Source organism: Asticcacaulis aquihabitans, from assembly GCF_032490435.1.
Classification (GTDB): domain Bacteria; phylum Pseudomonadota; class Alphaproteobacteria; order Caulobacterales; family Caulobacteraceae; genus Asticcacaulis.
On sequence record NZ_JAVGWM010000001.1, the window covers coordinates 603,610 to 617,920 of the forward strand.

Sequence of the window (14,311 nt, forward strand, 5' to 3'; positions counted from 1 at the left end):
TAGATTATAGGTGCGAGTCCCGCTCGGACTCGGACGCAACCAGACATGTTCCGGGGCTAAGATAATGCAAACTCTTTCCGTTAAATCCTGCGGCGCTTTTGCCGGTGCGACTGTCCTCGGCCTGGCGCTGCTGACGGGATGCAGCAAAACCGCGTCGACCAGCACGGTGGGGGCCGATGAAATGTCGATGGGCCAGGCCAATGCGCCCATCACCTTGATCGAATATGCCTCGGTCGCCTGCCCCATCTGCGCCCACGTCAACGAAACGGTCATGCCGGATTTGAAGGCCAAGTATATCGATACTGGCAAGGTACGCTATGTCTACCGTCCTATGATGACGGGCGCGCCCACGGTTGCCGCCGCGGGGCACCGTCTGGCTGAATGCGCCGGCAAGGACAAGTATTTCAAGGTCATCGATGCCGTCATGGCCGGCCAGAAGCAGATGTATGTCACGGGTGAGAACGACCAGAACGCGCGCCCGGTCCTGCTCAACATCGCCCAGTCCGTCGGCCTGTCCGAAGCCGATTTCGACAAGTGCATCACCGATCAGGCCGCGCTCAAACGCCTGAGCGACATCAATGAACAATACCTCACCAAGGATGGCATCACCGGCACGCCGACCTTCTTTGCCAACGGTAAGAAGCTGACCTTGAAAGAAGGCACGATCGCCGATTTCGACGCCGCTTTCAAACCCCTGCTGGCCGGCAAGTAAGGACCTCCCATGTTGAAGACGTTACTGAAAATCGCCGGTGTCGGCGCCCTGCTCCTCATGGCCGGCTGCGGCAGCAAGGTGTCGCCTGTCGGTGACGGCGATGTGAGCCTGGGGCCGGATAATGCCAAGGTTACGCTGATCGAATATGCCTCGGTGACCTGCGCACACTGCGCTGAGTTCAACAAGGACGTCATGCCTGAATTGATGGCCAAGTACATCACACCGGGCAAGATCCGCTATGTCTACCGCGAATTCCTCACCGAACCGCGCGACATCTCAGCCGCCGGCATCCTGCTCGCCCGCTGCTCGGGCAAGGCCAACTATTTCAAGGTCAATGACGCCATCATGCGGTCCCAGCAGGAGATGTTCGGCGACGGCACCACCACCAATGCCTTGCCGGTCCTTCAGCGCATCGCCAAGTCTGTCGGCTTGACGGAGAAGGAATTCAACAAATGCGTCACCGACCCCAAGGGGCTTGAGCGCATTCAGAACAATGTCGACAAGTACCTGAAGGAAGACGGCGTCGAAGGCACGCCGACCTTCTTCATCAATGGCAAGAAATTCGAACGCAAGACCGGCACGATCGCCGATTTCGACGCAGCCTTTAAACCGCTGCTGGAAGGCAAATAATATGAAGCGTCTGGGGATGGCGGTCATCGCCTTTGGGCTCATAGCGGGACAGGCTTTAGCGGCGACGCCCGCCCATAAACCGGCCCCAAAGCCAGCCGCCCAGGCGGTTGTGAAACAGGCGGTTATGAAAAAGGCAGCCATTCCCGCCGCCGTTATTCCGGCGACCGCTCCCGGCCTCTTGCCCGATATGAGTCTGGGCAACCCCAATGCGCCTGTGACTGTTATCGAATATGCCTCCGCCTCATGCCCGCACTGCGCGGACTGGAACAAGGAAAACTGGGCGACCTTCGAACAGAAATACCTGGCGACCGGAAAGGTCCGCTACATCTTCCGTGAGGTCCTGACCGAGCCCCAGCAATACGCCCTGTCAGCCTTCCTGGTCGGTCGCTGCGCCGTCGCCCAGAGCAAGACGCCCGCCGACGCGACGCCCTATTTCACGGTCGTTCATGCCTTCTTCGAGGGTCAGGATACCTATTACGGCAGCCACCAGATCGGTACCGTTTTCGCCGATGTGACCGCAAAGACCGGCATGTCAAAGGCAGCCATCGACGCCTGTATCATGGACGGTCCGGGGTTCAGCAACTTCATGAACAATATGCGCGCCCATATGACGGCAGATGGGGTGCGCGGCACGCCGACCTTCTTCGTCAATGGCAAACGTGTCAACACCTATGAAATGAAGGATGTGGAAGCCGCCATCGCCGACGCATCGAAATAGCTCAACCTGACCTACCCGGCCCCTGTCCACAGAAATCATCGCCCTTTCCCGCAAAGTGTCTTGACGCCCGCCTTCGTGCTATGAAGGTGGAAGAATCGTCATTGCGCGCCAAAAAGGCGAATTGGGCCCACCTTTGCAGTTTCAGAAGATCAAGCTTTCGGGTTTCAAGTCCTTCGTCGATGCGACCGAGTTTCGCATCGATCCAGGCCTGACCGGCATTGTCGGACCGAACGGGTGCGGCAAGTCGAACCTGTTGGAAGCCTTGCGCTGGGTGATGGGCGCGACCTCGGCCAAGGCCATGCGCGGCGCCGGCATGGACGATGTCATTTTCGCGGGATCGGATAAGCGGCCATCGCGTAACTGGGCCGAAGTTACGCTTACCATCGACAATGCCGAACGTCTGGCGCCCCAGCCCTTCACCGACCAGCCGGTGCTCGACGTCGCCCGCCGCATCGATCGTGGCGCAGGGTCGTCTTACCGCATCAACGGCAAGGAAGTGCGCGCCCGCGACGTACAGCTATTGTTTGCCGACGCTTCGACCGGCGCCAACTCACCGGCCCTTGTCCGCCAGGGCCAGATTTCCGAACTGATCGCCGCCAAGCCGCAAAACCGGCGGCGCGTGCTCGAAGAAGCGGGCGGTGTTTCGGGACTGCATACCCGCCGTCACGAAGCCGAACTGCGTCTGTCGGCGGCGGAACAGAACCTATCGCGGCTGGACGACATCGCCCGCGAACTGGATTCGGCCCTGTCGCGGCTGAAACGCGAGGCGCGCCAGGCCGACAAGTACAAGAAGATTTCCGCCGAAATCCGCGCCCTGCAAAAGGCGATCCTGCACGCCAAATGGCTGGAGGTCCGCGCCCTTCTGGAAGGTGCGGTCAGCGACATGCAGGCCCAGTCGGCCCGCGTCGAAGCCACGACCCGCGCCGCATCCGTCGGCCAGACCGCGGCGCTCAAGGCCGCCGAAATCATCCCGCCGCTGCGTGAGGAAGAAGCCGTCGCCGCCACGGTCAATCACCGCCTGAATATCGAAAAGGAGCGGCTCGACCTCGAAGAAAAGCAAGCCGCCTCGGAGATCGAGCGGCTGAAAGGCGACATTGCCCGGCTCAGGGCCGATTTCCAGCGCGAAGTCGATCTGTCGTCGGACGGCTCGGTGCAGGTCGAACGGCTGCAATCGGGATTGGCCCGGGTCCAGGAAGAGATCGCCGCCGCACCGTCACGCGAACCGGAACTAAAAGCGGCGGTCGAAGCGGCCGAAGCCAAGCGGGTCAAGGCGGATCACGCCATTGAAATCGTGGCCGCTGAGCAGGCGGCGGTGGTCGAGCGCGCAAGGCTGGAGGCCGCGCGTCTGACCGAAGCCAAATCGCGCTTCGACCGCCTGAACGCTCAGCTCCAAGCGGCGCAGAATGACCGCAAGGCCTTGGGCAGCTTCGACTATGGCGCGGTCGAGGGCCTGAAAGCCCAGGCGGTGCAGGCGCAGGCCGATCTCGACGCAGGCCGCAAGACCGTCGAAGACCTCGATGCCGGCCGTGTGGCCCTGATCAATGCCGAGGCCCAGGCACGCAAAACCGCCCGCGACATCGAAGACCAGCTTGGCCGACTGACGGCCGAGGCGCGCGGTCTGTCGCAGATATTGGCGGGCAATCGCAAGGACGGCGTCCCTGTCCTCGACCAGGTACGCTCGGACAAGGGCTATGAACTGGCCCTGGCCGCCGCTCTGGGCGACGACCTTAATCTCAGCCTGTCGAAAAAGGATGTGCAAAGCGCCCTGGCCTTCTGGAGCGAGGACTTCGAAAGCCGTGCCCAGCGCATCGACATGGCCGCGTTGGGTGTGACACCGCTGAGCGATCACGTCCGTGCGCCGGCAGCACTTAGCCTGCGTTTATCGACCGTCGGCATCGTATCGCGCGAGGACGGAGACCGGCTGCAAAGCTTGCTGCCGATCGGTGGCCGGCTCGTGTCGCGTGAGGGCGACCTGTGGCGCTGGGACGGGCTGATCGTGCGCGCCAAGGCACCGAAGCCCGCCGCCGTACGACTGGCCCAACGAACCCGTCACGATGAGCTGGAAACGGAAATCGACGCGCTGAAGCCCAGGCTTGTCGCCGCCCAGAGCGCGCAGGCCGATGCGGCGAACGCCCAACGTAGCCACGAAGATGCCCTGCGGGCCGCCCGCAATCGCCTGCCCGATCTGGAACGCGCGGTTCGTTCACGCCAGACCGCGCTAGATGAGCGCCTGCGTGCCCAAACCCAGTTCGAAGCGCGCCTCGAAGGGCTGGAGGCCACCCTCGCCCGTCTCGCCGGTGAACAGGCGGAAGCCAAGGCAGCCTATGATACATTGCTTGCCGCACAGTCCGACGCCCTGGATACAGAGGGCATGAAGGCCCGTATGAACGCCGCCCGCGCCGAAGCCGACACCTACCGCCAGGCTGTCATGCGGGCGCGTGCCGACCTGGACCAGGATATCCGCGACCGCCAGGCGCGCGAAGGCCGCGAACGGACATTGACGCGCGAACTGACAGAATGGTCGCGCCGCACCCAGGACTCCGCCGCGCGGCTGCTGAAGCTGGAAAGGGATCAGGAGACGGCGCGCGTCGCGCTGGAGACCGCCCAGTCGGCACCACGCAAGTTCGAAAGCAAACGCATCGCTCTGGTCGATTCGCTGCAAACCGCCGAAAAGCGTCTCAATGAAGCGCGCGACAAGCTGAACGCCGCCGAAGCGGACCGCCGGGACGCCGACATCAATGTCCGCATTCTGGAACAGGAAGCCTCCGGCGCCCGTGAAGAACGCGCCGGCGCCGCCGCCCGACTGGAAGCCATTCAGGGCAAGGCCGGCGAAATCGAGGCGATGATTCTCGACCAGACCGGCGGATCGCCGGACGACCTGGGCAAGCGGTTGAAGGAAGAGGCTATCGCCACACCCACCGACGCGTCGGGGGCCGAATCGCTGCTGTCCGGCCTGGAGCGCGAACGCGACCAGTTGGGGGCCGTCAATCTGCGCGCCGAAGAAGAAGCCACCGAATATGAAGGCCGCCTGGATACGCTCAGCCGGGAACGGTCTGACCTGACCACCGCTATCGCTAAACTACGCGATGGCATCGACGAGTTGAATGCCGAAGGCCGCGAACGGCTTCTGGCCGCCTTCGAAATCATCAATGAACATTTCAAGACGCTTTTCGTCACCCTGTTCGACGGCGGATCGGCTGAATTGCGGCTGGTCGAATCGGACGATCCGCTCGAAGCCGGCCTCGAAATCTTCGCCTGCCCGCCCGGCAAACGCCTGTCGACCATGAGCCTGATGTCCGGCGGAGAACAGGCCCTGACGGCTACGGCGTTGATTTTCGGCGTCTTCCTGGCCAATCCGGCGCCGGTGTGCGTGCTGGACGAAGTCGATGCCCCGCTCGATGACGCCAATGTCGACCGCTATTGCCGCCTGCTGGCCGAAATGCGCGGCCGCACAAAGACGCGGTTCATCGCCATCACCCACAACCCGGTTACCATGTCCCGCATGGACCGCCTGTTCGGCGTCACCATGTCAGAGCGCGGCGTATCGCAGCTGGTCAGCGTCGATCTGTCGCAGGCGGAAGCCCTGGTCGCTGAAAACGTGGCATAAAGCGTCACTGCGTTGAATGATACCGCAGCGCACGCCAATCTATCCGAACAATTAGCGGCATTTTGCACGATTTTATTCTTAGCTATACCCGAATAGTGATTTTATAACACCGAGATGCGCTACACTACACACAAGCATGAAATCTCATGACAGCGCTGTTTGCGGATTATTTTCAAGGGGATGCGTTTTATCGGCCCCAATTGCTTGACCTTTGAGACTCAACTGAGTAGGTTCCGCGCCGTTCGAAGCCGGAATAGCAACCCGTTATTCCGCCTGCCAGGTGCTGAACGTGACAGATGAACCACCCGATAGGTCGGATCAGGATGAACTGAACGACCTCGACAAACGGCTGAAGGCGATCGAAGCGCGCAAGCGTGAAACGCCGGATTACAGCGGTGAAGTCGGCGCCAATAAGGGCTACCAAGCCCTCGGCGAACTGATCGGGGGTATTCTCGGCGGTCTTGGACTGGGCTGGCTCAGCGATGAATATCTCCACACGCGTCCGTGGGGGATTATCATCGGTGGTATTTTGGGCATGATTGTGGCGGTCTATGCGGTCGTCCGGTCTGGTCAGGATACTAAGTAGCTTTGTAAGAATTTGGTTCGCCCCGGTTGGGGCTGAAATTGTCTAAAGAGGTTTTGGGGCTTATGGCCGATCCGTTACACCAGTTTAAGATTGAGACCATCGTCCAGGGGCCCGTCTTCGAAGTGGGCGGTGTCCATGTCGACCTGTCGCTGACCAATTCGGTCCTGGCCATGCTGATCGCCGTCGGCGTGACGCTGCTGTTCTTCGCCCTGACCACCGCCCGCGCCAGCATCATCCCCGGTCGTGGCCAGGTCGTCGCCGAAAGCATTTTCGGCCTGATGGACGACCTGACCGATTCGATCATCGGTCACGAAGGCCGCAAGTTCCTGCCCTACGTGCTGACCCTGTTCCTGTTCATCCTGAGCTGTAACCTCGTCGGTATGTTCACCTATTTCACGGCCACCTCGCAGATCGCCGTCACCCTGACACTGGCCGCCATGACCATCCTCCTGGTCCTCGGCGTCGGCTTCATCCGCAACGGCCTGGGCTTCTTCAAGATGTTCGTGCCGTCGGGCGTGCCCTGGTACATCCTTCTGGTCCTGGTGCCGATCGAAGTCATCGCCTTCGTCATGCGCCCCGTCACCCTGACGCTCCGGTTGTTCGGCAACATGCTGGGCGGTCACATCGTCATGAAGGTGTTCGCCGGCTTCATCGTCACCGGCCTCGCCATGGGCATCGGCGGTTACGCCATCGGCGCTTTGTCGCTGTCCACCATCGTCGCCCTGACGACTCTCGAATTCCTGGTCGCTTACCTGCAAGCCTTCGTGTTCGCGGTTTTGACCTGCGTTTATCTCAGTGACGTGGTCAATATCGGCCACCACTAAGTTTCTACTTCAATCAGTCCCTATCCAAACTCGGAGTTTACACCCCATGGACACTGCATCTGCAACCCTCATCGCTGGCGGCCTCAAGTACATCGGCGCTGGCCTGGCTACCCTCGGCATGATCGGCGCCGGTATCGGCCTCGGCATCCTGTTCGGCAACTACTATGTCGGCGCCCTGCGTAACCCGTCGGCTGCCAAGACGCAGCAAACCAACCTCTTCATCGGCATGGCGCTGACCGAAGCCCTCGGCATCTTCGCCTTCGTTATCGCGCTGCTGATCCTCTTCAACAAGCCGTCCCTGTAATCTCGAAAACTGGCCCCCGGCGCGGAATTCCCCGCGCCGGTACTAAGTTCTCAAGGATATATTATGACAGCCGCTACCTCTCCGGAGGCCATTACGACTGAAGGTACGGACGCATCCGGCGCTTCCTTCTCGGCAAACCCCAGCGTGACCACGGTCGCGACCCTGGTGCCGGGCACGAACGAGGCCGTGACGCATGATGTTCACGCAGCGACCACTGAAACGGTGGCTGCCGGCGAACATCATGAGGCCGGTGAAGGCGGTCTGCCGCAGTTGAATACAGATCACTGGGCCGGTCAGATCGTCTGGCTCGTGGTCATCTTCGCCGTCTTCCTGCTGCTGATGTCAAAGGTCTTCGTGCCGCGCATCCGCAAGGTGATCGACACCCGTGGCGCCACCATCGCCGAGGATCTGGCCAATGCGCGCGCCAACCGCGACGAAGCCGAAGCCCAGGCCAAGCAGGCCGCTGCCGAAACCGCCGAAGCTCACGCCGCCGCGCGCAAGCTGGCAGCCGAGGCTGTCGCCCGCTCCAACGCCGAGGTCGCCGCAGCGACCGCCGCCGAGGATGAAAAGCTCGGCAAGCGTTTGGCCGAAGCCGAAGCTCGTATCCGTGCCGCGCGTGACGAAGCCATGGGCCACGTCGCCGATATCGCTTCGGAAACGGCGTCGCTTCTGGTCGAAAAGCTGACGGGCAAGGCGGCAACCGCCGCTGCGCTCAAGTCTGCGCTGGGAAAGGTCTAGACCGATGGAACTTTTGCAAGACGCCGAATTCTGGGTTCGTATTGCCCTGAGCGTATTCGTCCTCATCCTGATCTTTGCCGGCGTGCCGGGCAAGATCTGGTCATCGTGGGGCGCCAGCGGCGAAGCCGTTCGTGCTGAACTGGACGAAGCCGTTCGCATCCGTCAGGAAGCGACCGACCTGCTCAACAGCATCAAGGCCCAGCGCCAGCAAGCCGAAGCCAAGGCGCGCGAAATCATCGCGTTCGCCGAGGAAGAAGCCGTCCGCATGGCCGCTGAAGCCCGTAGCAAGCTGGAAGAAACGATCAAGCGTCGTGAGGAGCTGGCCGAACGCAAGATCGCCCAGGCCGAGTCCAGTGCCGCCGCCGAAGTCAAGGCGGCCGCTGCCGATCTGGCTGCGAACCTGGCTGAACAGGTTCTGCTCGATCGCGTTGCCAAGACGACGACCGACACCCTGGTCGACAAGGCTATTGGTCAACTGGAAGGCCGTTTCAACTAAACGGCTCACCATCCTGAAATAAGGCCCGGAGTTCGCTCCGGGCTTTTTTTTTATAATGACGGGTCGCCCAGTTGGTTCTGGGCGGCCATCCGTTTGCGGGCAGCGTCATAGATCTGGGGCGATTGCGGCTTGATGAACAAAGAGGTGATCTGCGGATAACTGGCCCTGACCTCGGTTTCCATCCGACTGACCAGCCGCTCAAGCTCTGTAAGGCTCAGACTGTCATCGAATTCCAGGCTCATGGCGCCGATAATTTCGTTGGGCGACATCTGGGTGGTCAGCAGGCCATTGACGCGCAATACACCCGGCGTGGCTTCGGCGATGCGCACGACGCCATCGTGGGTCGCCGGATCGGCCCGCTCGCCTATAAGCAGCCCTTTACTTTCACGCGCCAGAAATACCGCGACAGCAGCCAGGACGCATCCGATCAGGATGGAAGCCACGCCATCGAAGCGCGGCTCATGGAAGGTCACCGACGTCCAAGTGCCGATAAGGGCGATGACGATGCCGATCAGGGCGGCTGTGTCTTCCAGCAAAACCATGAACTTCGGCGGGTCCTTGCTGTTTGTAATGGCAGCCAGGTAGCTCTGATCGCCCTTGGTCTCGCGGAACGCCTTCAGCGCAACCCACCAGGAGCCGCCCTCAAAGACCAGGGCCAGCCCTAGAACGACGTAGTTGATCCATGGCCGGTCGATCGGCTCAGGGGCCTGGATATGGGTTATACCCTCATAGACGGACACCCCTGCCCCCACCGCGAAGATAAGGAGGGCGACAATAAAGCTCCAGAAATAGATTTCCCGGCCGTAGCCGAACGGATGCGCCGCGTCCGCCCTACGGTGAGAGCGGTGCATGCCATAGAGAAGCAAGATTTCATTGCCGGTATCGACCAGGCTGTGGACCGCCTCCGACAACATGGCCGAAGAGCCGGTCAGGGCCGCAGCGACGCCCTTGGTCGCCGCCACCAGCAGGTTGCCTGCCAGCGCTGCATAAACCACCGTTTTTGAATTAGCGGCCATCCCGCCTCCATTCCATTGAAGGTACGGTGGACGCCTTGCGCATAAGAAATCAATCGGGGTGTCGGTAAAGCGCTGTCGCGCCGATATTGCTCAGATGCGCGAAAAGCCAGACCATAAGTCCTGGAACCAACACATATGCTACGACAATGATCGCCCGCGCGACCTCGTTGAATTGATGGGGGTTAGAGCTTCCGACAAGACCGAGATAGGCATTCACGCCCGAGTAAGCTGCACCAAAGGTACTCGCCAACAATCCAGTTCGCCCGCACGTCGCCAGTGCTTTGGAATAAATACCAATATCGCGACGAATGAAAACCACAATCCCGCAGATCGCAGCGATGGCGACGACAAACACTGCCACCTTAGCGGCAAACGTCAGATCGGCGAAAATGTCCAATGGCGATGTTGTCGCCAGGAGATGCAGCAAAATATGCAGTTTTTCGTTGGCCATCGCCTGCCCTGCCCCGTTTCGCGCGCAAGGTAGCATGGGCAATGCGGAATACAAAAAAGCCCTCCGGGGGACCGGAGGGCTTGATCATCTGTTGCGTTTAGACCGTGCGCGGCTTGCGGAGAAATCGGCGGCGCATGCCGACCAATTGCCCCTTCCCGCGCAGGATCATCCGCTCGAACTTGAGAACCTGCTGCCAGAAGACCGAGACTACCTGCGGGTTACGACGGAGCAGCTTGCGCAGCGGCATGACCCAGTTGGGGTGCCGGCGCTTTAAATGAATGAATTGGCGGCGCGCCCAGAAGGCGTTCCGCAGGACAAGGATGAGGCCAACGACGACAAGGAAGTAGTGACCGGGCACGATGATCAGCAGGAAGCCAGCCGCCATGCAGATAAAGCCCAGCACTATCAAAATCCAGCCCAGCACCTTCTTGGAAAAGCGCTTAAGGCTGCGCTTAGCCGAACGCGCATAGGCGCGCCAGTTACGGCCACCTTCGGGCTTGTGCTGAACCACTGAATTTTCCGGCGGAATACCGCCACGTTCGCTGGACATAATCGTTACCGGACGCCTTGTCTCGTCCCCAAAACTCTGGATTTTGCACCGCAGCAAATCACCGCGATATGCCCCATATGGAGAGACAATAGGGCAATGTAAAGGCGTGTGCTGAATATCAGATGAATGTGTACGAAAATTAATTTCCCCAACGGAAAACCGCCCCGTACACATACGTCGCAAACCCGCCGACACATGCCTTAAATCCCTTATAGACAAGGAAATGTCAGGATACGATGTGGCGCGTGATGGCAGGTGCGCCCAAGCCATCACTTAGTATGACAGGAGTTTTCCAGAGCTGTGACCGGGCCTTGGCCGAGCCTTGCGGCGACCGGCGAGAATCGTTTTGAGTTCATGCCGGAAGCGATACATGAAACGGCGATTTTGGGGCAGCAGACGACGCTCGATTCGCAGGGTGTGCAACCACATCATGGCGACAACCTTGGCGCCTGGCCGCAGCATGGCGCGCAGGGGTCGCAATAATTTGGGATGGGCGTGAACCTGACGCATGAACTGCCGCTTTACCCAGGTCGAACTCCTGAGCAGCAGAATAAGCCCCAACAGCATGACCGGCACGCCGAACGGCCCCGGCAAGGGCGCGATGACAACACCCAGCACCATAAGCACGACGCCCGATAGAGTCATCATCAGTTTAAAAAACACCGTCATGACATACAGATGGGATGGACTGTATTAGAAGTCCATCCCATCTTCGCCTGTGGCGCGATAAAAAGGTGGTTATCGCGAATTAGCTATAAGTTAGGCGCGGGGCCCGCGCGGCACGGGTTTCGTCCAGCCGCTTGGCCGGAGCCAGATACGGTGCCCCTTTGAAGCGCGCCACATCGCCTGCCTTGGCCGCACCGGCCAGGGCGCGCAGGACGGCGATGAAGCCATCCAGTTCGTCCTTGGATTCCGTCTCGGTCGGCTCGATCAGCATGGCGCCATGAACGACCAGCGGGAAGTACATGGTCATCGGGTGGAAGCCTTCGTCGATCATGGCCTTGGCGAAGTCGAGCGTGGTCACGTCGGTGCCTTCCAGCCAGCGATCGTCGAACAGGGCTTCGTGCATGCACGGGCCGTCGGGGAACGGCACACTCATCAGGTCCTGCAGCGATGCCTTGATGTAGTTGGCGTTGAGGACGGCGTCCTCGGCCACCTGCTTCAGACCGTCTGCACCGTGGCTGAGCATATAGGTCAGGGCGCGGATGAACATGCCCATCTGACCTTGGAAGGCGCACATGCGGCCGAAATTGGCCGACGACGCGCCTTCGTCATGCTCCAGCATCTCGAAACCGGCAGTCCCCGCCACGACCCAAGGCTTGGGCGCGTACGGTGCCAGAGCTTCAGACAGAACCACAGGGCCCGCGCCGGGACCGCCGCCGCCATGGGGCGTCGAAAAGGTCTTATGCAGGTTGATGTGCATGGCATCGACACCGAGGTCGCCGGGGCGGACCCGGCCAACGATGGCATTGAAGTTGGCGCCGTCGCAGTAGAAATAGGCGCCGGCCTCATGGGTCAGGCGGGCGATCTCAACGACGTCGCGTTCAAACAGGCCGCAGGTGTTCGGGTTGGTCACCATGATGGCCGCCACATCCGGCCCGAGCTTGGACGCCAGGTCGGCAACATCGACGCGGCCGTCGGCGGTTTGCGCCACTTCCTTGACCGTATAGCCGACAAAGGCCGCAGTGGCGGGGTTGGTGCCGTGGGCGGAGGTCGGCACCAAGACGGTGCGGCGATGCCCCTGCCCCTTGGCTTCGTGCGCGGCCTTAATCGTCAGCAAACCACACAGTTCGCCATGGGCGCCCGCCTTGGGCGTAATGGCGACGGCGGGCATGCCGGTCAGGGTCTTCAGCCAGTGCGACAGGCTATCCATCAGCGCCAGCGCGCCCTGGACGGTCGATACCGGCTGGAGCGGATGGATGTCGCCCAGACCGGGCAAACGCGCCATCTTTTCATTGAGGCGTGGATTGTGCTTCATGGTGCACGATCCAAGCGGATAGAGGGCCAGGTCGATGGCGTGGTTCTTCTGCGACAGGCGCACATAGTGACGCATCGCTTCCGGTTCGGTCAGGCCCGGCAGGGACAGGTCGTCGCGCAACAGGCCATCCAGATCGGCGGCGTCAATCTCGATATCGGCGAAATCGACACCCGTGCGGCTATAGTCGTCCTTTTCGAAGATCAGCTTTTCCGACTGGAGCAGGCCGCGACCACCGAGCAGACTCTTGAACGAGGTGGTTTCGACGGCGAGTTCCGGCGCAGACGGCCGGCCGACAGTGTTCATCTTGGGCGATTCGGCGTTCATCGGGCGACCTCCTTCAAAGCGGAGACAAGGGTGGCTATATCGCCATCGGATACGGTTTCGGTGACGGCGACGATCAGGTGATTTTCAAAACCCGGCGCGTCCTGAAGACGGGCAAATGGCACGCCACCCAACACGTTCTTCGCCGCCAGAGCCTCGACCACCGGGAGGGCGGCAACGGGCAGCTTGACGGTAAATTCGTTGAAGAAGCGCGGCGTGACGATGTCGAATCCGGCAGCCACCAGTTCATCCTTTGCCTTGTGCGCCTTGGCATAGTTGATCTTGGCGACGCGCTTGAGACCTTCCTGGCCCAACAGGCTCATATGAATCGAGAAGGCCAATGCACACAGGCCGGAATTGGTGCAGATATTCGAGGTCGCCTTGTCGCGGCGGATATGCTGTTCGCGGGTGGACAGGGTCAGGACGAACCCACGTTCGCCATCGGCGTCCACCGTTTCACCGCACAGACGGCCGGGCAGTTGGCGCAGGTATTTTTCCTTGGCGGCGAACAGACCGACATAGGGGCCGCCGTAGGACAAAGGCACGCCGATCGACTGACCTTCGACAGCCACGACATCGGCGCCCATTTCGCCGGGCGATTTCAACAAGCCGAGCGACATGACTTCGGTGACGACGACGATCAGCAGCGCGCCGGCGGCCTGGGCGGCCTTGGCGATTTCGCTGACATCGGTGGCTGTGCCGAAGACGTTCGGCGTCTGGACGACGACGCAGGCCGTATTGGCGTCGATATGCTTGAGCACGTCGGCTTCGTCATCGACGGCAACGGCGCAGGCTTCGGTTTCGATGCCGACGGCGTGCGCCAGGGTTTCGACGGTTTCGCGGTAATGGGGGTGCAGACCGCCCGACAGGACCGCCTTGTTGCGCTTGGTGACACGGGTCGCCATGAGCACGCTTTCGGCCGCAGCAGTCGAGCCGTCATAGAGCGAGGCGTTGGCGACCGGCATACCGGTGAGGCGCGCGACTTGGCTCTGGAACTCGAACAGCACCTGAAGCGTGCCTTGCGCGATCTCCGGCTGGTACGGCGTGTAGCTGGTCAGGAATTCCGAGCGCTGGATGATATGGTCCACGGTGGCGGGGATATGGTGGCGATAGGCGCCAGCCCCGACGAAGAAGGGCACCTTGGCCGGTGACACGTTTTGCTCGGCAAAGGCAGTCAGTTGCGCTTCGACTTCCAGTTCGCCCGCGACCTTAGGCAGGTCAACCGTTCCGGTGCGGCGTGCCAACTGGGGCACATCGACGAACAGGGCATCGACGCTGTCCACGCCGATCTTTTCCAGCATGGCGGCGCGGTCGCCGCTGCTCAAGGGGAGATATCTCATAGGCTTAATCCTACTCTTGGTCCCCTCGCCCCAGAGACGG

Annotated in this window: 15 protein-coding genes; 9 read left to right on the forward strand and 6 right to left on the reverse strand. The window is 61.1% G+C overall.

Features of this window, described 5'->3' with window-relative positions:
- Positions 1-64: 64 nt before the first annotated feature.
- From RCJ00_RS02985 to RCJ00_RS03025, 9 genes are all read left to right on the forward strand, one after another.
- The gene (locus RCJ00_RS02985; protein WP_316220178.1) at positions 65-712 is read left to right on the forward strand and encodes a DsbA family protein; all 648 of its coding nucleotides are present in this window, start codon (positions 65-67) and stop codon (positions 710-712) included.
- A 9-nt stretch (positions 713-721) separates the two neighbouring features.
- On the forward strand, positions 722-1,342 hold the full coding sequence (locus RCJ00_RS02990; RefSeq protein WP_316220179.1) for a DsbA family protein: 621 nt from the start codon (positions 722-724) through the stop codon (positions 1,340-1,342).
- Between the two features lies 1 nt (position 1,343).
- Positions 1,344-2,060 (forward strand): thioredoxin domain-containing protein, encoded by a 717-nt coding sequence (locus tag RCJ00_RS02995; RefSeq protein WP_316220181.1) that lies wholly within the window; start codon positions 1,344-1,346, stop codon positions 2,058-2,060.
- Positions 2,061-2,193: 133 nt separating this feature from the next.
- Entirely contained in the window at positions 2,194-5,667 is a 3,474-nt protein-coding gene (gene smc / locus RCJ00_RS03000) for a chromosome segregation protein SMC (RefSeq protein WP_316220183.1), read from the forward strand.
- 289 nt (positions 5,668-5,956) lie between these two features.
- Positions 5,957-6,253, forward strand: a complete 297-nt coding sequence (locus RCJ00_RS03005) for an AtpZ/AtpI family protein (RefSeq protein ID WP_316220184.1) — start codon at positions 5,957-5,959, stop codon at positions 6,251-6,253.
- Between the two features lie 62 nt (positions 6,254-6,315).
- A complete protein-coding gene (locus RCJ00_RS03010) occupies positions 6,316-7,077 on the forward strand; it encodes a F0F1 ATP synthase subunit A (RefSeq protein ID WP_316220186.1) in 762 nt (253 codons plus the stop codon).
- A 46-nt stretch (positions 7,078-7,123) separates the two neighbouring features.
- Positions 7,124-7,381: a F0F1 ATP synthase subunit C gene (locus tag RCJ00_RS03015; RefSeq protein WP_316220188.1), complete on the forward strand. Its 258-nt coding sequence runs from the start codon at positions 7,124-7,126 to the stop codon at positions 7,379-7,381.
- Between the two features lie 63 nt (positions 7,382-7,444).
- Positions 7,445-8,119, forward strand: coding sequence for a F0F1 ATP synthase subunit B family protein (locus RCJ00_RS03020; protein WP_316220190.1), 675 nt, complete (start codon positions 7,445-7,447; stop codon positions 8,117-8,119).
- A gap of 4 nt (positions 8,120-8,123) precedes the next feature.
- Positions 8,124-8,615 carry a F0F1 ATP synthase subunit B family protein gene (locus RCJ00_RS03025; protein ID WP_316220191.1) on the forward strand — a complete coding sequence of 164 codons (492 nt, stop codon included), beginning with the start codon at positions 8,124-8,126 and terminating at the stop codon, positions 8,613-8,615.
- A 50-nt stretch (positions 8,616-8,665) separates the two neighbouring features.
- Here RCJ00_RS03025 and RCJ00_RS03030 read toward each other — a convergent pair whose 3' ends face one another.
- From RCJ00_RS03030 to gcvPA, 6 genes are all read right to left on the reverse strand, one after another.
- Positions 8,666-9,631 carry a cation diffusion facilitator family transporter gene (locus tag RCJ00_RS03030; RefSeq protein WP_316220193.1) on the reverse strand — a complete coding sequence of 322 codons (966 nt, stop codon included), beginning with the start codon at positions 9,629-9,631 and terminating at the stop codon, positions 8,666-8,668.
- A gap of 49 nt (positions 9,632-9,680) precedes the next feature.
- Positions 9,681-10,082 carry a hypothetical protein gene (locus RCJ00_RS03035; protein WP_316220195.1) on the reverse strand — a complete coding sequence of 134 codons (402 nt, stop codon included), beginning with the start codon at positions 10,080-10,082 and terminating at the stop codon, positions 9,681-9,683.
- A 97-nt stretch (positions 10,083-10,179) separates the two neighbouring features.
- The gene (locus RCJ00_RS03040) at positions 10,180-10,632 is read right to left on the reverse strand and encodes a hypothetical protein (protein WP_316220196.1); all 453 of its coding nucleotides are present in this window, start codon (positions 10,630-10,632) and stop codon (positions 10,180-10,182) included.
- Positions 10,633-10,905: 273 nt separating this feature from the next.
- A complete protein-coding gene (locus tag RCJ00_RS03045; protein WP_316220197.1) occupies positions 10,906-11,280 on the reverse strand; it encodes a hypothetical protein in 375 nt (124 codons plus the stop codon).
- A 100-nt stretch (positions 11,281-11,380) separates the two neighbouring features.
- Positions 11,381-12,913: an aminomethyl-transferring glycine dehydrogenase subunit GcvPB gene (gene gcvPB, locus RCJ00_RS03050; protein ID WP_316221081.1), complete on the reverse strand. Its 1,533-nt coding sequence runs from the start codon at positions 12,911-12,913 to the stop codon at positions 11,381-11,383.
- 17 nt (positions 12,914-12,930) lie between these two features.
- Entirely contained in the window at positions 12,931-14,271 is a 1,341-nt protein-coding gene (gcvPA, locus tag RCJ00_RS03055) for an aminomethyl-transferring glycine dehydrogenase subunit GcvPA (RefSeq protein WP_316220199.1), read from the reverse strand.
- Positions 14,272-14,311 lie beyond the last annotated feature (40 nt).